The sequence below is a fragment of the Glaesserella sp. genome (assembly GCF_041817755.1).
Classification (GTDB): domain Bacteria; phylum Pseudomonadota; class Gammaproteobacteria; order Enterobacterales; family Pasteurellaceae; genus Glaesserella.
Window position 1 is genome coordinate 31,857 of sequence record NZ_JBGYBX010000002.1, and the last position, 21,336, is coordinate 53,192.

Sequence of the window (21,336 nt, forward strand, 5' to 3'; positions counted from 1 at the left end):
GCAAGCGGTCGGATTTGATAAATTTTTTGCAAAATTTTCGTCAAAACAGACCGCTTGCATACAGAGGAATATGATGAGTTCAACCCCTATTCTCGGCTTTCACCATGTGGCGATCATTGCCTCGGATTATGCGAAATCCAAACGCTTTTATACCGAAATATTGGGGGCGCACATTATTCGGGAAACCTATCGTGCCGAGCGAGAAAGCTATAAATTAGATCTTGCTTTTGCCGACGGATCGCAAATTGAACTGTTCAGTTTTCCGATAACGCCGGCGCGTTTTACCGCCCCCGAAACCTGTGGCTTACGCCATTTGGCATTTAAGGTCGATAACCTTGAGCGGGCGATTGCGTTTTTAGACGAACACGGGCTGGCTCACGAAGGGGTTCGAGTCGATCTGTTGACCGGCAAACGTTTTACCTTTTTTCGCGATCCGGATGATTTACCGTTAGAGTTTTACGAGCGTTGATATGCAATTTCCTCCACTTTCCGGCGGCATTCTGATACGCCGTTACAAACGTTTTCTAGCCGATGTACAGTTGGAAAACGGCGAACAAATCACCATCCATTGCCCGAATACCGGCGCGATGACCGGCTGCGCCGATGCCGGCGATCGCGTTTGGTTTTCGACTTCCGATAATTTAAAACGCAAATACCGCCATACGTGGGAATTGACCGAAACGACAAGCGGACATTTTATTTGCGTCAATACGCTGCGAGCGAATCAATTGGTCGCCGAAGCGTTAGCCAATCGATGGATTAGCGAGCTGTGCCAATACGACGAGGTGCTGTCGGAACAAAAGTACGGCGATGAAAACAGTCGGATTGATTTCTTATTAAAAAGCAAAGAGGCTGATTGTTTTGTCGAAGTTAAATCCACGACGTTATTGGGTGAAAACGGGGTAGGAATGTTTCCCGACGCTAAAACCGAACGCGGACAAAAACATTTGCGGGAATTAAGGGCGATTGCACAACAAGGGCGACATGCGGTGATTTTATTTGCCGTGTTGCATACGGGGATCGAACGTTTCGAGGTAGCGAAGCAGATCGATCCGACCTATGCGCGGTTATTTACGCAAGCGGTGGATGGCGGTGTTATTCCGTTAGTGTATAAAGCGGATGTGTGTATTGAGCAAAACGTGCCTGTCGGCATAGTGTTAAAAAAAGCACTTGGTTAGTGAGGTGAATTTCACCTTATTTGCAAAATAAATGCCAAATCTGACCGCTTGTACTTGAAACTTGTGATATTCACCCTCAAATACAGGGCGGTTTTTTATTAATAAAGGAATTCAAATGACGACAATCGTATGTGTGCGTAAAGACGGCAAAGTGGCTATCGGCGGTGACGGGCAGGCAACTTTAGGTAATTGCATTGAGAAAGGAACGGTACGCAAAGTACGCCGTTTATACAAAGATAAAGTGGTCACAGGCTTTGCCGGTTCCACGGCGGATGCGTTTATTTTACGCGATCTGTTTGAGAAAAAATTGGAATTGCACCAAGGGCATTTGGTGAAATCGGCGGTAGAACTGGCAAAAGAGTGGCGTACCGAACGTGCATTACGCCGATTGGAAGCAATGATGATCGTGGCGAATGAAAGCGAATTTTTGCTGGTTTCGGGTAGCGGTGATGTGATCGAACCCGAACAGGACGTATTGGCGATAGGTTCCGGCGGCAACTACGCAAAAGCGGCAGCGCTTGCATTACTCCGTACGGAAAACAATCTATCGGCAAAGGAAATCGTGGCGGAAGCACTGAGAATTGCCGGTGATATCGATATTTACAGTAACCATAATCATGTGATTGAAGAAGTCTAGTAATATTGAATGAGATGGCGCAAGCACCCTGACTTGTGCCATATTTTTTATGATAAACAAGCGGTCATTTTCGGTAAAAATGTTGCAAAATCGTACCGCTTGTCAAACGGCATAAGTACAAAGACTTACGCCAATACAAAAAGGAACAAACTATGTCAATGACTCCTCGTGAAATTGTGTCGGAATTAGACGCTCATATTATCGGACAAAATGAAGCAAAACGTGCGGTGGCAATTGCTTTGCGTAACCGCTGGCGTCGGATGCAGTTGCCGGAAGAACTGCGTCAGGAAGTCACACCGAAAAATATTCTGATGATCGGACCTACCGGTGTGGGTAAAACCGAAATTGCCCGCCGTTTGGCGAAATTGGCGAATGCGCCGTTTATCAAAGTGGAAGCCACCAAATTTACCGAGGTCGGTTATGTCGGTAAAGAAGTGGATTCGATCATTCGTGATTTAACGGATGTCGCAGTGAAACTGGTTCGTCAGCAATCGGTAGAAAAAAACCGTTTTCGTGCGGAAGAAGCGGCGGAAGAGCGTATTTTGGATATTCTGATTCCGTCGGCAAAAGATCAATGGGGTAACCCTGAAGTGTCGGAAACCAGCAAAACCACCCGCCAAATTTTCCGTAAAAAGTTGCGGGAAGGTCAATTGGATGATAAAGAAATTGAAGTCGATATTGCGGCGCAAATGAGTGTGGAAATCATGACACCGCCGGGGATGGAAGAGATGACCTCTCAGCTTCAATCGTTATTTGAAGGTATGTCGCCGAATAAAACCAAAAAACGTAAAATGAAAATCAAGGATGCGTTGAAAGTGTTGATTGATGAAGAAGCGGCAAAATTGGTGAATCAGGAAGAGCTTAAACAGCAGGCGATTGAAGCGGTAGAACAGCACGGTATCGTGTTTATCGATGAGATCGATAAGATTTGCAAGAAAGGCGAATACAGTGGCGGAGATGTTTCCCGTGAAGGCGTTCAACGTGATTTGTTACCGATTATTGAAGGCAGTTCCGTGAATACCAAACACGGAATAGTGAAAACCGATCATATTTTATTTATTTGTTCCGGGGCTTTCCAAGTCGCGCGTCCGTCGGATTTATTACCGGAATTGCAAGGACGTTTGCCTATTCGTGTCGAATTGAAATCATTAACGAAAAACGACTTTGAACGTATTTTAACCGAACCGAATGCATCTCTCACGCTACAATACCGCGAATTAATGAAAACGGAAGGCGTTGACGTGGAGTTTACTCCGGACGGAATCAGCCGTATTGCCGAATCGGCTTTCCGGGTCAATGAAAAAACCGAAAATATCGGAGCTCGTCGTTTACATACCGTATTAGAGCGTTTAATGGACGGTATTTCATTTGATGCCAGTGAGCGTTCGGGAGAAAAAATTACCATTGATGCGGAATATGTCAGTAATGCCTTAAATGATGTGGTTGAAAACGAAGATTTAAGTCGGTTTATTCTTTAGTATTTGTCTCTGGGTACTTTACTAACAGCAAAAATGTATCGTAACAAATAAAAAATGTCGATTGATTTATGTCTATCGACATTTTTTATTGACAAAAACACTCTTTTGGTTGGAGAAGTTACTTCTATATAGCCGTATATATATTATGGTATTTTAAGGGGATATTGTATTTTCTGAACGAAAGAAATGTTTATTTTCTTATTTTTACATAAATTTAATTTATTATATTTCTCTTTTTTATAAAAAAGAATTTTTTATGTGTCTATTTAACTATAAGGATTATAACAATATTTTGATTTTACCTTGTGTAATAAGGTTGCTTTGGTGATTGCTTGTGAGGTGTTAAGAGATAAATTCGGACTTATTTTAGGAATAAGTTAGAAACATTGATGTAAATGATTATTTTTGTGTGTAAGTTTTTGTTAAAGTTTGTTAAATGTGTTATCTACTTATGTGTGAGATTATTTTCTATTTTAGAAAACATAATATAATGGCAACGTTAGATGTTTATTGTTGATCTAACATTCACCAATAGAGCATATTTTATTTTAATTCCTAAAAGGATGTTGTTATGAACAAAATTTTCCGAGTGATTTGGAATCACGCAACAAACAGTTGGACTGTTGTTTCCGAATTATCGCACATCAAAGGTAAGGCTAAATCATCCTCTTTAACAAAAACCGCAGCAAGTGTTGTCATTGCTATTAGTGGTCTTGCTGGTGGAGTTTATGCAGCAGATAATCATTTAAAAGTGAATAGTAGTAGTACAGAAGCAACGGCAACCGGTCCGAGAGCGGTTGCTATCGGAGAAAATACTACCGCAGCAGGTAGAGATAGTGCTTCTATCGGTACGAATTCAAGAGTAGCGGGTACAGGAGCTTATGCAATTGCCGTAGGGGATAACGCAACAGCAGTTGGTGCACGTGATATTTTTATCGGTCGTAATGCCGGGGTAAATTCTTCCAATACACAAGCAATTAATAATAGCATCGGTAATACGTATAATAATATCGGTATTGGGGAAAGAGCTGGTAGTAATATTAATGAAGCATCTAATATTATTGCAATCGGCACTGATGCGGCAAACGGTGCTTCGTCCGGTAATAATATTGCCATTGGTAGTGGAGCAAATAGTCAAACTGTAATTGGCTCCGCGTTAAATAAGCCATTTAATGTGGCAATTGGTGAGCGTACAACAGCAACCGGAGGAGGTTCCAGTGCGGTTGGTTACTATTCAAGTGCAACAGGTCAATTGTCAACAGCCATAGGAGCAGTTGCTCAAGCCAGCGGTAATAATTCGTTTGCAGCAGGTAAAGCCGCAAATGCAAGTAATGTTAACGCTGTTGCTGTTGGTCATTTGTCTAAGGCAAGTGGGAGAAATTCTACAGCAACTGGTATGGAGGCAAATGCATCTGGTACTTCTGCTTCTGCATATGGTCTCTCAGCAAATGCTAGTGGCTTAAGTTCCACTGCTGTTGGGGTTGGAGCAAAAGCAAGCGATACGGCATCAACAGCTATTGGTGCATCAGCAGTAGCTTCAGAACGTTTTACTGTTGCTGTAGGTTTGGCCGCAACTGCTGCAGGTAGAACATCTATTGCAATTGGTTTAAGTTCAAATGCTCAAGAAGGTCAGTCTATTGCAATTGGTCGTAAGGCAACTTCACAAAAATCGTATGCGGTAGCATTAGGTGGTTTTGCAAATGCGACTTCTCTTAATTCAACGGCATTAGGTAACTGGGCTCAGGCAAATAACGAGGGAGATGTTGCATTAGGTGCCAATTCAGAAACAAGCGTAGCGGTAGGAACTACTGAAGCCACGGTTAACGGCGTAACTTACTCAGGTTTTGCAGGTACAGATCCTTATGCAACAGTTTCCGTGGGCAACGATACAATTAAGCGTACTATCACAAACGTAGCTGCAGGTCGAATTTCTGCAACCAGTACCGATGCAATCAACGGCAGTCAATTATATGCCGTAATGAGCGCAATTAGTTCCTCTTCTTCATCAAACGCAGGAAATTGGACGGTGGCGGCAAACTCAACCGGTACAGGTTCATCAACTTATACCTCAACAACAGCCAGCAATATTAACGCCGGTGATACGGTCACTTATACAGCAGGTAATAATATTGTTATCTCAGGTGAAGGTAGTAATGTTCAAATCGCAACATCAATGGCTCCGGTATTTGATACCGTTCAAGTCGGTGGCACCGGTCCGGTCATCAGCTCAACGACGGATGGCGATGTAAAAGTGGCTAAATCAGACGGTTCTGCGGCGAAAATAACGAATGTTGCGGCAGGTACGGCAGATACCGATGCGGTCAATGTCAGCCAATTAAAAGGTGTGGATACTAAAATTAACCGTAATAACAAAGATCTTCGCGCAGGTATCGCCGGATCAAATGCAGCGGCAGGTTTACCACAGGTTTACTTACCGGGTAAATCCATGGTCGCGGCATCTGTCGGTACCTTCAAAAATGAAGGTGCGGTGGCAGTCGGTTATTCTCGTGCAAGCGATAGCGGTAAAACCATCATCAAACTCCAAGGTAACGCAAATACACGCGGTGATTTCGGTGGTTCCGTCGGTGTCGGTTATCAATGGTAATTTAGCGGTATTTTGTTGAATATACTGTGTTAATAAAGGTTGGAAGTGATTCCAACCTTTGTCTTTAGTGTGATTTATGCACCAATTCATTAAATATCCAATAGCATTTTTGGTAAATTTCTCCTCAAAATTGACCGCTTGTTTATTCCCCCCTAAAATACTTATTCAATGTTATTACAAACTTCATAAAATCAATGACACCTGATCTCTCAAACCACACGCCAATGATGGCCCAATATCTCCAACTCAAAGCCCAAAATCCCGATATTCTTTTGTTCTATCGTATGGGCGATTTTTACGAGTTATTTTACGATGATGCCAAAAAAGCGGCTGCATTATTAGATATTTCTCTGACAAAACGTGGGCAATCGGCAGGCGAGCCAATTCCAATGGCGGGAGTGCCGTATCACGCCGTTGAGGGCTATTTGGCGAAGTTGGTGGCGTTAGGTGAGAGTGTGGCGATTTGTGAGCAAATCGGTGATCCTGCAACAAGCAAAGGGCCTGTTGAACGTAAAGTCGTGCGAATTGTTACACCTGGAACGGTCAGCGATGAAGCACTATTACCAGAACGCCAAGACAATTTGGTCGCCGCAATTTATCAAGAAAAAGGCGTTTTCGCCCTTGCAACATTAGATATGGCTTCCGGGCGTTTTTTGATTAGTGAATTACCCAACAAAGAGGCACTGTCTGCCGAATTACAACGCACCCAGCCAGCAGAAATCCTTTATCCTGAAGATTTTTCTGATGCAGGTATTTTACAGGGTTACAAAGGTTTACGCCGCCGACCAGTCTGGGAATTTGAGCTGATAACGGCTATTCAGTTGCTTAACCGTCAATTTGGGACACAAAATCTTACAGGGTTTGGGGTCGAACAAGCGGTCGTCGCCTTGTGTGCGGCTGGTTGTGTGTTGCATTATGCTCAAGAAACTCAACGCACTGCACTGCCACATATCAACAGCATTCATTTGGCTCAAAATAGCGATACCGTCTTACTTGATGCGGCAACTCGTCGAAATTTGGAATTAACCACCAATCTGGCTGGCGGTACGGAAAACACACTTGCGGCAGTGTTAGATAAATGCGTCACCCCAATGGGTAGCCGTTTACTCAAACGTTGGATCCATCAACCTATTCGTGATTTAGCCAAACTGCATACTCGCCAGCAAACCATTTTAGCATTGCAAACCAATGAACGTATCGAACCGCTTCAACCCCTGTTGCAACAAGTGGGCGATATGGAACGGATTTTGGCTCGCATTGCGTTACGCACCGCACGTCCCCGTGACCTAACCCGTTTACGCACAGCCTTAGAGCATATCCCCGATATTGTAAAACATTCACAACATCTAACCGCTTGTTTAGACAATACGTTGCAGCAGATCGCCGACTTTAGCGAGCTGTTCGAGCTATTGAACAAAGCAATCATTGATAACCCACCGCAACTTATCCGTGACGGTGGCATTATCGCTGAAGGCTACAATGCCGAACTGGACGAATGGCGAAGTTTGGCGGAAGGGGCAACCAAATTCCTTGAAGATTTAGAAGCGAGAGAACGAGCCAAAACAGGCATTGATACCCTTAAAATAGGCTTCAATGCGGTACACGGCTACTATATCCAAATCAGTCAAGGGCAGGCTCATAAAGCTCCGATCCATTATGTCCGCCGTCAAACGTTAAAGAATGCGGAACGTTATATTATCCCTGAGCTGAAAACCTATGAAGATAAGGTGTTAAAAGCCAGAGGGGCTTCTCTTGCCCTTGAAAAACAGCTTTATGATGAACTGTTTGAACTGTTAATGCCACGTTTGGGTGAATTGCAGTTGGCAAGCCTTGTGTTAGCGGAACTTGATGTGCTAACCAACCTTGCCGAACGTGCCGAAAGCCTGAATTATGTGATGCCAAGTTTTAGCCATCAGCGAGGCGTGAATATCAAAGGCGGTCGCCACCCAGTTGTTGAACAAGTGCTAAAAACGCCGTTTATTGCCAACCCCGTACTGCTCAATCCACAACGCCATTTGTTGATCGTCACAGGCCCGAATATGGGCGGTAAAAGTACCTATATGCGACAAATTGCCTTGATTACCTTAATGGCATATATCGGCAGTTTTGTGCCTGCGGACAGTGCAGAAATCGGACCGATTGACCGTATTTTTACTCGTATCGGCGCTTCTGATGATTTAGCGTCAGGACGTTCAACCTTTATGGTGGAAATGACCGAAATGGCGAATATTCTGCATCAATCCAGCGAAAACAGCCTTGTTCTTGTTGATGAAATCGGACGAGGCACCTCGACCTACGATGGCTTATCGCTCGCTTGGGCGTGTGCCGAATGGTTAGCGAAGAAAACCCAATCGCTCACCCTATTTGCCACCCACTACTTCGAGCTAACCGGCTTACCAAACCAGCTCAAAGGCGTTGCCAATGTCCATTTAGATGCGTTGGAACATAACGACACCATCGCCTTTATGCACAGCGTACAAGAAGGGGCAGCAAGTAAAAGTTATGGTTTAGCCGTTGCCGCCCTAGCAGGCGTACCAAAGCAAGTGATCCAACTCGCGAAACAGAAACTCACACAGCTTGAACAACTTTCGCAACAAACGGCACAATTAGACGCAAATCCACAGCAAGATTTACTCTTTTCGGCGAATTTGCAAAATGTTGAGCCAATCTCACCGCTTGTCGAACCGTCCAAAGTCGAACAAGCCCTTGCGGAGATTGATCCCGATGAACTCACGCCGAAACAAGCGTTGGAGGCTCTATATCGGTTGAAGCAATTAGTTCACATGTTATAGCGGTGTTTTGACGAATGTCATTTTCCTTTTTTTGAGTATTACCGGTGCAAAGTTCATGCTTTCACTGGTATATTTTTATGTGATAAATATCACAATTTCAACATTTTTATATTAAAAAATGTGCTGCACCTCACAAAATTGTATTTATTTATTTGATAAAAATGTTTGTTTATCTATATTTGTCTAGAAAATTTTCGTTTTCAAACATTTTTTGTTTTTTTTCGTTTTCCTGTGAGGGGATTAATGTATGGACAGATCACTCAAAGCAGCCTGTATCGGTGAATTTATCGGTACCGGGCTCATTATTTTTTTCGGTGCGGGGTGTGTGGCGGCGGCTCAAGTAGCCGGAGCGACATTCGGTTTGTGGGAAATTTCGATTATGTGGGGGCTTGCGGTGGCGATGGCGGTTTATGCCTCGGCGGGCTTATCCGGAGCGCATTTAAACCCGGCGGTCACCATCGCATTATGGAAATTTGCCTGTTTTGACGGGAAAAAAGTGGCACCTTATATTGTTTCGCAAATATTAGGTGCTTTTTTTGCCGCTGCGTTAGTCTATTTTTTATACAAGGACTTGTTTGCAGCGAGTGAAGCGGCAAAAAATATCGTGCGCGGTGAAGGTATTGGTTTTGCCGGCGTATTTTCCACTTATCCGAATCAACACATTAGTGTATTCCAAGCATTTTGCGTTGAAATTGTGATTACCGCCGTATTAATGACGCTCATTTTAGCTTTAACCGATGACGGTAACGGCGTACCAAGAGGCGCCATGGCTCCGTTATTAATCGGTTTGTTGATTGCGGTTATCGGCGGGGCAACTGGCCCGCTTACCGGCTTCGCGATGAATCCGGCGCGTGATTTGGGACCGAAAATTTTCACTTACCTTGCCGGCTGGGGAGACATTGCATTCACCGGCGGACGTGATATCCCTTACTTCCTTGTACCGATTTTCGGACCAATCATCGGTGCATTATTGGGCGGGTTCATCTATACCCGTGTCATCGGTAAAAATTTACCTTGCAACAATTGTGAATAACTCGGATTAAAGGACATTCTTATGACAACGAAACAGTACATTATTGCGCTAGACCAAGGCACAACCAGCTCTCGCGCGGTGTTATTAGACAAAAATGCCAATATCATTGAAGTGGCTCAACGTGAATTTACTCAAATTTATCCGCAAGCAGGTTGGGTTGAACATAACCCGATGGAAATTTGGGCAAGCCAAAGTTCAACCTTGAACGAAGTGGTTGCAAAAGCAGGAGTAAAAGCCGATCAAATTGCCGCTATCGGTATTACCAACCAACGTGAAACCACCATTGTTTGGGAAAAAGAAACCGGTAAACCGATTTACAATGCGATTGTATGGCAATGTCGTCGTACGTCATCTTTTTGTGATGAATTGAAAAAAGCGGGGCACGCGGACTACATCCGTAAAACAACGGGTTTAGTAGTGGATCCTTACTTCTCCGGCACAAAAGTCAAATGGATTTTGGATAACGTAGAAGGGGCAAGAGAACGGGCGAAAAAAGGCGAGTTACTGTTCGGAACCGTCGATACTTGGTTGGTATGGAAACTGACTCAAGGCAGAAGCCATGTGACCGACTACACCAACGCCTCTCGTACCATGTTATTCAATATTCACACCAAACAGTGGGACGACAAAATGTTGGAATTATTAGATGTTCCACGTGAAATGTTGCCTGAAGTGAAAAATTCGTCTGAAATCTACGGACAAACTAACATTGGTGGTATGGGCGGCGTGCGTATTCCGGTTGCAGGGATTGCCGGTGACCAACAAGCAGCACTTTACGGACATCTTTGTGTCGACGCAGGCCAAGCGAAAAATACTTACGGCACAGGCTGCTTTATGTTGATGAATACGGGCGATCAAGCCGTTGAATCGAAAAACGGCTTATTGACTACGATTGCGTGTAACGCCAAAGGTGAACCTTGCTATGCCTTGGAAGGCTCAATCTTTATGGCGGGTGCTTCAATTCAATGGCTACGAGACGAACTTAAAATTATCCACGATGCCCGTGATTCCGAATACTTTGCAACCAAAGTAGACAGCACAAACGGCGTTTATGTCGTGCCGGCGTTTACCGGTTTAGGGGCACCATATTGGGATCCGTATGCACGCGGAGCGATTGTCGGTTTATCTCGCGGAGCAAACCGTAACCATATCGTGCGTGCAACGCTTGAATCTATCGCCTATCAAACCCGTGAAGTGTTAGATGCAATGCAAGCGGACAGCGGAGTAAAACTGGGTACATTACGTGTTGACGGTGGTGCGGTAGCGAACAACTTCTTAATGCAGTTCCAAGCGGACATTCTTAATGCTAAAGTGGAACGTCCGAAAGTATTGGAAGTCACTGCGCTCGGTGCGGCTTATCTTGCCGGTTTGGCGACAGGCTTCTGGGGAAGTTTGGAAGAACTTCGCGGTAAAGCCGAAGTAGAAAAAACCTTCTCACCGGATAATGATGAAGAAAAACGTACAAGACGTTATAAAGGTTGGAAACGTGCGGTGAGACGTTCATTAGAATGGGCGAAAGAAGACGCTGAGTAATTTTCTAATCTACACCCAAAAGTTGGACTACATTATTAATGAAATATAGAATAAGCGGGTAGAACAATAGAAAATTTTTGGCATAGTAGATAAAATTGAGTCTGTAAAGTGGGTTGAAACCTTGTACTATAAGGCTTTAACCCACTTTTTATAAAAACGACAAAAATAATTGCATTTTCTGCTCATCAATTAACAATAATTTGAAGCAGAACAACCCTTTCATGGAAAAACTAAGAAAGCCCATAGTTAAATTGCATTGCTTTAATGCTCATCTCTATTCCATTAGTCAAATATTTAGCTGCCCTCCCAGCGAGCTTGATGATGAAGTAATATGAATACCACCGTTAAACACCATACCATCATGAAGAGAAACACTTTTATTACTGTATTTTGCAATATCCCAGCTCTTGAGAAATGAGTTGTGCCGTATAGCGAATTTCACTTAAAAAATCATTCATCGTATTTTCATTTAAGCGATGAATTGAAGTAGAAACTGAAATGGCATATTCCACTTTCCCCAAATGATTAAACACCGGTACGGCAAGGCAGCAAACGCCGAGTTCGTTTTCTTCTCTGTCCATCGCAAATCCGGATTGTACAATCTCATTTAATTCCTGACGCATAGTTTGAATATCGGTAATCGTTTTGCAGGTTAATTGCTTTATTTGGCTGGTATGAGCACGCCAATAACGTTCCAAATAATCTTGGTTCTCTTCATAAGCCAAATACAGTTTTCCCATTGCCGAGCAATAAAGTTGTAAATGTTGTCCGATGTAAGCACGGGTTTTCATCATGCCTAAAGTCGGTTCAAGCTTATAAATCATAATCGCATGATCGTCTTCCCGTTTGGAAAAATTGACGGTTTCTCCCAAAGTGAGATTCAACCGCTCCAAATGAGGGGACGCCAAGTGAATGATATTCATGGAAGCGAGGGTTTTCTGCCCGAGACTGAGGCACTTTGTGGTTAAACGATAGCTACCGACCGAACTTGCCGGTTTCACATAGCCTTCATTTTGCAAGCCTTGCAACAGACGGTGTACGGTGCTTTTATTCAGTTCTGCAATTTCAGCCAATTTTGCCAACGGGCAACCGTTCGGAAAGTTACTTAAAATATCCATCAAACGTAAGCCACGTATAAGACTTTGATTTCCGCCACTTTTCTCTGCTGCCATGTTTTATTTCTCCTCAAAATGATCTACCGAGCCATCATAATATCGTATTTCATATTATAAAATACAATTCTAAAAAATGAGAACTGACTCACAAATCTGAAAATTTACAAATAACCAATTGATTTATAATTACTTTTAAATTTGTGGTTTGATTGACTTTTAACCTTTTTGGGTTTAATTTGTGGAATATCATTTTACTATGTGAAATAAAGAGGTTCCAATGAAAGTTTCTTATTCCGAGCTTAAAGCCGAATTTAAACGTGTATTACTTGACCGCCAAGTACGCGAAGATATTGCTGAAGAGTGTGCCACCATGTTTGCGGATACCACTCAAGCCGGTGTCTATTCCCACGGTGTAAACCGTTTCCCGCGCTTTATTCAACAATTAGAAAAGGGCGATATAATTCCTGATGCAGTGCCGACTAAGGTCCTTTCACTGGGTGCGATTGAACAATGGGATGCTCATCAAGCCATCGGTAACTTAACTGCAAAAAAAATGATGGATAGAGCAATGGAGATCGCTGATCAATTTGGTATCGGTGTAGTGGCATTAAAAAATGCAAATCACTGGATGCGTGGTGGTGGTTACGGTTGGCAGGCAGCGGAGAAAGGCTATATCGGCATTTGTTGGACAAACGCCCTTGCGGTGATGCCACCTTGGGGGGCAAAAGAGTGCCGTATCGGAACAAACCCGTTAATCATTGCGGTGCCGAGTAACCCGATTACTATGGTTGACATGTCCTGCTCCATGTACTCTTACGGCATGTTAGAAGTCCACCGTTTAGCCGGTCGCCAAACCTTTGTGGATGCCGGGTTTGATGATGACGGCAATCTCACTCGCGATCCAGGTACTGTAGAGAAAAACCGTCGTTTGTTACCTGCCGGCTTCTGGAAAGGTTCCGGTTTATCTATCGTGTTAGATATGATTGCTACTTTGCTTTCTAATGGTCTATCGACTGCTGCGGTAACAGAAGACAAAGATGATGAATATTGCGTTTCACAAATCTTTATTGCCATTGAAGTTGATCGCTTAATTGATGGTAAAACTAAGGAAGAAAAACTTGAACGTATTATGGATTATGTCCGTACCGCAGAACGTTCTGATCCAAATGTGGCCGTACGTTTACCGGGACACGAATTTACCACTATCTTGGCAGAGAACAAAGCCAACGGTATTCCGGTAGATGATACGGTTTGGGCGAAGTTGAAGTCGCTATAGTTATGCGATGTATATAAATAACCTTCCTCAACATGTAAGGAGGAAAATGTGGCAACACAACCAATTTTAAGTTTACAACATATCGTTAAACGCTTTGGTAGTCACACTGCTGTAAATGATGTTAGCCTTGATATTCATTCAGGCGAAATCGTCGCCTTATTAGGTGAAAACGGTGCGGGAAAATCAACGCTAATTAAAATATTAGCGGGAATTTATGAGCGAGACAGTGGAGACATTTTGTTTCACCAACAAAAGGTTCAATCTGCCCTTTCTTTGGAGAAAGGGAATAAAAAGCCTATTGCATTTATTCACCAAGATCTTGGTTTAATTGAATGGATGACAATTGCGGAGAACATGGCGTTTGTAATGGGCTTTCCTCGCAAATTCGGACTAATTGACTGGGGTAAAATTCAGGAACAAGCACAACAAGCATTGGATTTTGTCGGTATTCAACTTTCTGCGGATACGCGTGTTTTTGATCTTAGCCGAACTGAAAAAGCATTGCTTGCTATTGCTCGAGCTATTGCGATCAATGCAGAAATTCTTGTTTTAGATGAACCAACAGCCTCCCAGTGACGTTGAACATCTTTTCACTGTATTAAACCGCTTGCGTGCTCAGGGTGTAGGAATGATCTACGTAACTCATCGTTTAGATGAAGTCATTGCTATCTCTGACCGTATTCTAGTAATGCGTGACGGCTTCCCTGTCGCAGAAGGTGCTACGAAAAATTATGATGTAAAAGGGTTAGTCAAAGCTATTGTTGGTGAAGAAAGTCGTGGCAGACAGCGTGTTGCTTTACCTGAAAATACCCCTGAAATTCTACGATTAAATAATGTTGTAGTAGGGGATACCGGTCCTGTTTCCTTTACCTTGCATAAGGGCGAGATGATTGCTCTAGCAGGATTACGCGGTGCAGGACAAGAAGAAATAGGACGTTTACTTTTCGGATTAAGAGAACTTGATAAAGGCGAGATTTTTCTTGATAACAAAGCATATCGTGCAGATTCACCACAAGACGCTATTCATAAAGGTGTAGCACTTGTTGCAGGTGATCGTACGCGTGAAAGTCTTGTGATGTCAATGACAACAACAGAAAACCTATTCATCAATCCTGTATTAAGCGGACATTCACCACTCAAACAATACAGTAAACGAGAAGAATGGGGCGAAAGTTGGTTTAAATTCCAATTATTTGATATTCGCCCAAAAAATCTCTTTATTGATGTCAGTGCATTATCAGGTGGTAACCAACAAAAAATTGTTGTTGCACGTTGGATGCACCTTAATACCCCAATTCTTATCCTTGAAGACCCAACGGCAGGAGTTGACGTTGGAGCAAGAGCAGAAATTTACGATCTTCTGAATAAAGCACTTGGAGAAGGTGTAGCTATTATCGTTATTTCTACCGACTTTGAAGAGATTGCTCACCTTTGTAACAGAGCTTTAGTTTTCAACAGAGGAGATATTGCTGGAGAGCTACGCAATGAAGATGTGAGTTTTGCGAAGTTACTTGCTTTAGCGTCGGACAGTAAATCAAAACAAGCGGTTTGATTTACCCCTAGTTTTACAAATTTGGGCTTATTACTCAGGAGTCATTTATGGCACAAACAAATATTAAATCAACCGCACTAGAGCAGCCAGTTTCTATTGCTCGTGATGGTTTTATGGCTTGGTTTTCTCAGATGCTAACACGTTATGGATTACTATGGCTTTGCGTATTATTAGTGATCATCTTTTCGCTTACGACAGAATCTTTCGCTTCAATGCTTACGCTAAATGCGATTTTGGAAAGTAAATCAAAAATTGCACTACTGGCACTTGCAGCAACTACAACAATGATTGTCGGTAAAATTGATCTTAATGTCGGCTTTGGAATTGTGCTTTGGCATATTTTGGTTATTACCTTACAAGTACAATATGGGTTCTCTTGGCAAATGGCCATTTTAACCGTGTTAATTATTGCAGCATTATATGGATTATTAAACGGTATTTTAGTGGCACTGGCAGACATTGATAGTTTCGTTGCAACACTTGGTTCTGGAACGGTTCTTTATGCTGTTGCACTGTGGCACTCAGGCGGAAGACAAATAGTCGGCGATTTACCCGATGAATTTATTGCTCTTAATAGTACAGAGATTTTCGGTATTCCAATTTCCGCATTCTATGTGTTAGCCGTTGCAATCATTATGTGGTTAGTAACAGAACATACCCCAACAGGTCGCTGTATGTATGCCGTTGGCGGAAACCCTACTGCCGCTCGTCTAAATGGCATCAATATCAAAAAATACACCATAGTACCTTTCATTGTATCTAGCGTTATCACTGCATTTACAGGGGTTTTGATCTCAGCTCAACAAGGAGTTGGTCAGGCAAGCGTCGGTATGGACTACTTACTTCCTGCACTTGTAGGGGCATTCCTAGGCAGTACCACTATTCGTCCCGGACGTATTAATGTTTGGGGAACGGTTGTCGGTATCGCTATTCTTGCTATCGGCATTTCAGGTATTCAACAATTTGGCGGAGCATTCTGGGTTGAACCGCTCTTTAACGGAACAACACTATTACTCTCAATTACCATTGCAGGCTATGCACAACGCAAACGCTTATTAAATCAAAAATCTGTACAAAAGAAAGTAACAAATTAACCCTAACCTTAATCGAGGAACACACTATGAAACGTTATTTACGCAGTACTTTAACAGCCATTGCAACTTTAGTCGCTGTTTCAGTTTCGAGTAACTCATTTGCTAATGATCCGTTTGTTGCTGAGGCAAAACAACAAGTTACAGCGGCGACAGCAAAACAGGAGAAATGGGATGGCCCGACAACTGGCCCTAAATTGCAACAAAATAAAACCATTATTTTTATTGCTTCTGATATGAAAAATGGTGGCGTGTTAGGGGTAATTGACGGAATGAAAGAAGCCGTACAATCAACAGGCTGGAAACTTGATGTACTTGATGGAGCGGGTACTGTAAATAATCAACTAGCTGCGTTAAACCAAGCTATTGCTCGTAAGCCAGATGCGATCGTTATCGGAGGTTGGAATCCGAATGTCGCTAAAATTCCTTTACAAAAAGCAGTAAAAAATGGCATTACTCTGACCGCTTGGCACGCAACACCAGAACCGGGTGCTATTGATAAATATGGTATTTTCTACAATGTTACCTCTGATTCTGATGAAATTGCCAAACTTTCTGCAATGCTTGCTGTAGCAGAGTCCGATGGTAAAGCAAAAGTGGTTATCTTAACTGATTCACTCTATGAAATTGCATTGCGTAAAGCGAATGTAATGAAAGAAGTGATTGAAAAATGTAAGGAATGCAAAGTCTTAGAATTTATTGATACACCATTAGCAGATACATCAAGCCGTATGCCGAACTTAACCTTTAGCTTACTGCAAAAATATGGTGACGATTTGCAATATGCCTTAGCGATCAATGATCTTTACTTTGACTTTATGGCACCATCATTACGCTCTGCAAATAAAGACAGACCATATAGTATTTCAGCAGGAGATGGTTCTGTGACAGCATATCAACGTATCCGTAACAATGATAAACAATTTGCAACAGTCCCTGAACCCCTTAACTTACACGGCTGGCAATTAGTTGATGAACTAAACCGTGCTTTTGCAAAAGAAAAACCGTCAGGCTATGTCACACCTGCACATCTTGTAACAAAAGAGAATGTCGAATTTGATGGTGGCGAAAAAAATCTTTATGACCCACAAAATGGTTATAAGGAAGCATATAAAGCAATTTGGGGCGTAAAATAATCTAAAATAAAGCGGTCTTAAACAGACCGCTTGTTTTTCTAGGAAGTCAATATGAGTGATTTAACCGTTGAGATATATGATGATAGATTTCATCAATGTGTAGGTACTGCATTTAACTTTGAAGAGCTTTTTTCAAATGCCATTTGGGCAGAAGGTCCTGCTTGGTCAATTCAACAACAAGCATTGACGTTTAGCGATGTAAAAGCAAATACAATGTACAGATGGAGTGAACAAGAAGGAACACAAGTGGTGAGATCACCTTCTTATTTTTCCAATGGCAATGCAATTGATTTGGACGGAAATCTCATTACTTGCGAACACGGTAGAAGAGCGATTAGTAAAACTGACTTAAAAGGTAATATCGAAATTTTAGCCGATAAACTTGATGGAAAACGTTTTAATTCCCCTAATGATGTTGTTGTTAAATCCGACAGCACAATTTGGTTTACCGATCCTCCTTACGGTATTCTTAGTGATGCTGAAGGGAAAAAATCACCAAGTGAAATGATAGGTTGCTATGTATATCGTTTTGACCCCCGTACTCAAGAAATAAACATCGCGACTTTCAATACAATGCGACCAAATGGATTAGCTTTTTCACCTGATGAAACACAACTATTTGTCGCAGATATGTCTGCTGTTGAATTTAACCAAGAAGGTTTGCACCATTTAGTGGTATTTGATGTGGATGGCAAATACCTAAAAAATCGTAAAGATGTTGCCGAAATTACACCTGGGATTCCCGATGGTTTTTGCGTTGATAAACAAGGAACGATTTATTGCAGCTGTGAAACAGGATTAATGGTTTTACTCAGCGATGGTACAGTTCTTGGAAGATTCATCTTAAACAAAACAACTTCAAATTGTACTTTTGGTAATGATCAAAAAACCTTATTCATTACCGCAAGTAACAGTCTTTATCGTTTAACTATCCGTTAAACCAATTATTCAAGCGGTCAGATCTTTTGTTTACTTTACAATTTATCTAACCGCTATACAGTAAGTATAGCCGCCAATTGCTGATGAACAAATTTTCTGAAATAGTCTTTTTTCTATTTGGATATTCATAATATTATGCTAAAAATCTTTACATTGAATATCGAATCTCTTTATTGAAAGAAAGTGGCTTAAAGCCACTTTCTTTCAGCTACTTTGTCTACTATACTTTTTATAAAATACAAGCGGTATGATTAGCGTGATATTTTACAAAAACACATAGACAAAAGCTGATTTAAGATAAAAACCAGCCTTACATCAACGGAAATTATTTCAAACTTCCCACCATATCTTCAGGGCGTACCCACTCATCAAATTGTTCAGCGGTCACTAAACCTAAGTTGATTGCTTCTTCTTTGAGTGTTGTACCGTTTTTGTGCGCAGTTTTGGCAATTTTCGCTGCATTTTCATACCCAATATGCGTATTTAACGCCGTAACAAGCATGAGAGATTGATCTAACTGCTGTTTAATGCGTGGGTAGTTAGGCTCAATGCCGATTGCACAATGTTCATCGAATGATACGCACGCATCACCTAATAATTGTGCAGATTGTAAGAAGTTGTACGCCATAACCGGTTTATACACGTTTAATTGGAAGTGGCCTTGTGTACCAGCAAATGAAATCGTCACATCGTTACCTAACACTTGCGCGCAAACCATTGTCATTGCTTCACATTGAGTTGGGTTTACTTTACCCGGCATAATTGATGAGCCCGGTTCATTTTCAGGGATTAAGATTTCGCCGATACCTGAACGTGGACCGGACGCTAATAAACGCACGTCGTTAGCGATTTTGTAAAGTGAAACCGCTAATTGTTTTAAAGCACCGTGAGTTTCTACGATCGCATCGTGCGTTGCGAGGGCTTCAAATTTGTTTTGTGCGGTAACAAACGGTAAAGCGGTGAATTTCGCAATGTAATCAGCGACTTTCACATCGTAGCCTTTCGGTGTATTTAAACCTGTACCAACCGCTGTACCGCCTAACGCTAATTCTGCTAAGTGCGGTAGCGTATTTTCTAACGCTTTAATACCGAAAGCTAATTGTGCAGCATAAGCAGAGAACTCTTGACCTAATGTTAATGGTGTTGCGTCCATTAAGTGAGTACGACCAATTTTAACCACATCTTGGAATGCCGCTGCTTTGTCCGCTAAGGTTTTTTGTAAGCGTTTTACACAAGGAAGGGTATGTTCAACCACTTTTTTGTATGCCGCAATGTGCATTGCTGTTGGATAAGTATCGTTTGAAGATTGTGATTTGTTCACATCATCATTTGGGTGAATAATGGATTTCTCGCCAAGTTTACCGCCATTTAAGACGTGCGCGCGGTTTGAAACCACTTCATTCACGTTCATATTGGACTGTGTGCCTGAACCTGTTTGCCAAATCACAAGCGGGAATTGATCATCTAATTTATTTGCTAAAATTTCATCGCAAGCTTGTGCGATTAAATCCCGTTTTTCCGCAGAAAGTACGCCTAAATCGTGGTTTGCATAAGCGGCTGCTTTTTTCAAATAACCGAATGCTTCAATGATTTCAGCAGGCATTGAACCTTCAGGACCGATTTTAAAGTTATTACGTGAACGTTCAGTTTGTGCCGCCCAATATTTATCTGAAGGGACTTGCACTTCACCCATGGTGTCTTTTTCGATACGGAATGTCATTGGTTTCTCCTAAACATGATGATTAAAAAATTTATAGTCGGAAAATATTAGCACCCGCCGAGCCGGAAAGGAATGAAAAATGATCATCATTCCTTACTTTTTCAAGAAATTGTGATATGGATCATAAATCGATAATAAAAGGCTATTCAATATTAAAACGTTTCCGAAGACCAGCTTGATAAAGCGCAATGTTGACTTCTTTGAGTAAAAACTGTTTTTCTCTTTGACTTAAGGTATAAATATATTTGTGTGTAATCGCACCATAGAGTTTAAATAACATAATATGATTTACATCAATTCCCATTTTAATCAAATCCACAAAAATACTTATTTCACCCCGTTTAATAAATTCATCAACAGAGTTAATTCCCAACTTCTTTAATGTCCTTTCTATATTTATATTCATATTCGGAAGAGAACGAATTAAATTTTTTCGCATAGAATTATTTTTCTGCCTTAAGGTGGAAATTTCCTGAATAGTATTAATTATCCAATGTGAATACTGTTGTAAATTATTTAATATATACGGTGGAATAAAATAGAAGTTTTTCGCATGAATTCCCATATTGGGATCTTGTAAAGGTTTGGTTTCTTCATACACAAGTAATTCTGCAGCAAAAATATCCGAAACACGAAGATAAAAGTTATTATCTTTATATAAAGCAAATAATATATCGTCCTTAAATATACCATAATAGGAAAACGTGGTTTTTGCTTTTGTCTCACCAATGATAGGGAAGAGTAAAGCTCTTATCTCTTTTGTTTTTGTCTCGATGCTAGACATAAATTACTCCTTTTATAAATAAAATAATAAAAAAAGAAACTACATTTCTCAGGTGAATAATTCATTGCTAAAAAAATATTTTCAATCCCAAGAAGTAATTATTTTTGTGACATCTGTCGAAAAAATAAAAAATACTTTAAAAATTGTTTAAAAATAAAACAAAATGAACATTTTATGTTCTAAAAAATATCTCTGTGCTTGTCAAAAAACGATTAAAATTCATCCAACAAACAAAAAATATACAATTTACGTATCCTTTTTTACTTTTTCCTTAAAATTTAGGGTAGAAATTGCTAAACAATTTTGTCTACTATGCCATTATCTGAAAAATTCCCCCGCAATCCGACCGCTTGTCAGCCTCATTCTTCTCTTCTTTTCTTCTTCTGTTCATTACTTCCGCAAAATAAAAAAAACCGCAAGCTATCTCTAACTTGCGGTTTCTCTCGTATTAAAACCCTGATGGTGCC

Annotated in this window: 15 protein-coding genes and 2 pseudogenes; 14 read left to right on the forward strand and 3 right to left on the reverse strand. The window is 41.5% G+C overall.

Annotated elements, in window-relative coordinates:
* Positions 1–73: 73 nt before the first annotated feature.
* The 9 genes and pseudogenes from ACEYKX_RS00230 to glpK all read left to right on the forward strand — a co-directional run bounded on the left by ACEYKX_RS00230 (position 74) and on the right by glpK (position 11,256).
* The gene (locus tag ACEYKX_RS00230; RefSeq protein ID WP_373767435.1) at positions 74–469 is read left to right on the forward strand and encodes a VOC family protein; all 396 of its coding nucleotides are present in this window, start codon (positions 74–76) and stop codon (positions 467–469) included.
* Position 470: 1 nt separating this feature from the next.
* The gene (gene sfsA / locus ACEYKX_RS00235; RefSeq protein ID WP_373767421.1) at positions 471–1,178 is read left to right on the forward strand and encodes a DNA/RNA nuclease SfsA; all 708 of its coding nucleotides are present in this window, start codon (positions 471–473) and stop codon (positions 1,176–1,178) included.
* A 115-nt stretch (positions 1,179–1,293) separates the two neighbouring features.
* A complete protein-coding gene (hslV, locus tag ACEYKX_RS00240) occupies positions 1,294–1,815 on the forward strand; it encodes an ATP-dependent protease subunit HslV (protein WP_373767422.1) in 522 nt (173 codons plus the stop codon).
* Positions 1,816–1,967: 152 nt separating this feature from the next.
* The gene (gene hslU, locus ACEYKX_RS00245) at positions 1,968–3,293 is read left to right on the forward strand and encodes an HslU--HslV peptidase ATPase subunit (RefSeq protein WP_373767423.1); all 1,326 of its coding nucleotides are present in this window, start codon (positions 1,968–1,970) and stop codon (positions 3,291–3,293) included.
* Between the two features lie 571 nt (positions 3,294–3,864).
* Positions 3,865–3,987, forward strand: a pseudogene (locus ACEYKX_RS00250) (ESPR domain-containing protein); the annotation flags it as partial.
* 57 nt (positions 3,988–4,044) lie between these two features.
* The gene (locus ACEYKX_RS00255) at positions 4,045–5,898 is read left to right on the forward strand and encodes a YadA family autotransporter adhesin (protein WP_373767436.1); all 1,854 of its coding nucleotides are present in this window, start codon (positions 4,045–4,047) and stop codon (positions 5,896–5,898) included.
* Between the two features lie 194 nt (positions 5,899–6,092).
* On the forward strand, positions 6,093–8,690 hold the full coding sequence (gene mutS, locus ACEYKX_RS00260; protein WP_373767424.1) for a DNA mismatch repair protein MutS: 2,598 nt from the start codon (positions 6,093–6,095) through the stop codon (positions 8,688–8,690).
* Positions 8,691–8,937: 247 nt separating this feature from the next.
* The gene (locus ACEYKX_RS00265) at positions 8,938–9,723 is read left to right on the forward strand and encodes an MIP/aquaporin family protein (protein WP_373767425.1); all 786 of its coding nucleotides are present in this window, start codon (positions 8,938–8,940) and stop codon (positions 9,721–9,723) included.
* Between the two features lie 21 nt (positions 9,724–9,744).
* Positions 9,745–11,256 carry a glycerol kinase GlpK gene (gene glpK / locus ACEYKX_RS00270; RefSeq protein ID WP_373767426.1) on the forward strand — a complete coding sequence of 504 codons (1,512 nt, stop codon included), beginning with the start codon at positions 9,745–9,747 and terminating at the stop codon, positions 11,254–11,256.
* A 380-nt stretch (positions 11,257–11,636) separates the two neighbouring features.
* On the opposite strand, the gene ACEYKX_RS00275 is transcribed toward glpK, so the two are convergent.
* A complete protein-coding gene (locus ACEYKX_RS00275; protein ID WP_373767427.1) occupies positions 11,637–12,428 on the reverse strand; it encodes an IclR family transcriptional regulator in 792 nt (263 codons plus the stop codon).
* A 220-nt stretch (positions 12,429–12,648) separates the two neighbouring features.
* Between ACEYKX_RS00275 and yiaK the strand changes: the two genes are divergently transcribed.
* The 5 genes and pseudogenes from yiaK to ACEYKX_RS00300 all read left to right on the forward strand — a co-directional run bounded on the left by yiaK (position 12,649) and on the right by ACEYKX_RS00300 (position 18,365).
* Positions 12,649–13,647 (forward strand): 3-dehydro-L-gulonate 2-dehydrogenase, encoded by a 999-nt coding sequence (gene yiaK / locus ACEYKX_RS00280; RefSeq protein ID WP_373767428.1) that lies wholly within the window; start codon positions 12,649–12,651, stop codon positions 13,645–13,647.
* A gap of 48 nt (positions 13,648–13,695) precedes the next feature.
* Positions 13,696–15,199, forward strand: a pseudogene (locus tag ACEYKX_RS00285) (sugar ABC transporter ATP-binding protein).
* Positions 15,200–15,246: 47 nt separating this feature from the next.
* A complete protein-coding gene (locus ACEYKX_RS00290; protein ID WP_021117711.1) occupies positions 15,247–16,293 on the forward strand; it encodes an ABC transporter permease in 1,047 nt (348 codons plus the stop codon).
* A 26-nt stretch (positions 16,294–16,319) separates the two neighbouring features.
* Positions 16,320–17,426, forward strand: a complete 1,107-nt coding sequence (locus ACEYKX_RS00295) for a substrate-binding domain-containing protein (protein ID WP_373767429.1) — start codon at positions 16,320–16,322, stop codon at positions 17,424–17,426.
* Between the two features lie 51 nt (positions 17,427–17,477).
* Positions 17,478–18,365: an SMP-30/gluconolactonase/LRE family protein gene (locus ACEYKX_RS00300; protein ID WP_373767430.1), complete on the forward strand. Its 888-nt coding sequence runs from the start codon at positions 17,478–17,480 to the stop codon at positions 18,363–18,365.
* A 325-nt stretch (positions 18,366–18,690) separates the two neighbouring features.
* On the opposite strand, the gene fumC is transcribed toward ACEYKX_RS00300, so the two are convergent.
* Complete coding sequence (fumC, locus tag ACEYKX_RS00305) at positions 18,691–20,085, reverse strand: class II fumarate hydratase (RefSeq protein WP_373767431.1); 1,395 nt, start codon at positions 20,083–20,085, stop codon at positions 18,691–18,693.
* 142 nt (positions 20,086–20,227) lie between these two features.
* Complete coding sequence (locus tag ACEYKX_RS00310) at positions 20,228–20,869, reverse strand: TfoX/Sxy family DNA transformation protein (protein WP_373767432.1); 642 nt, start codon at positions 20,867–20,869, stop codon at positions 20,228–20,230.
* Positions 20,870–21,336 lie beyond the last annotated feature (467 nt).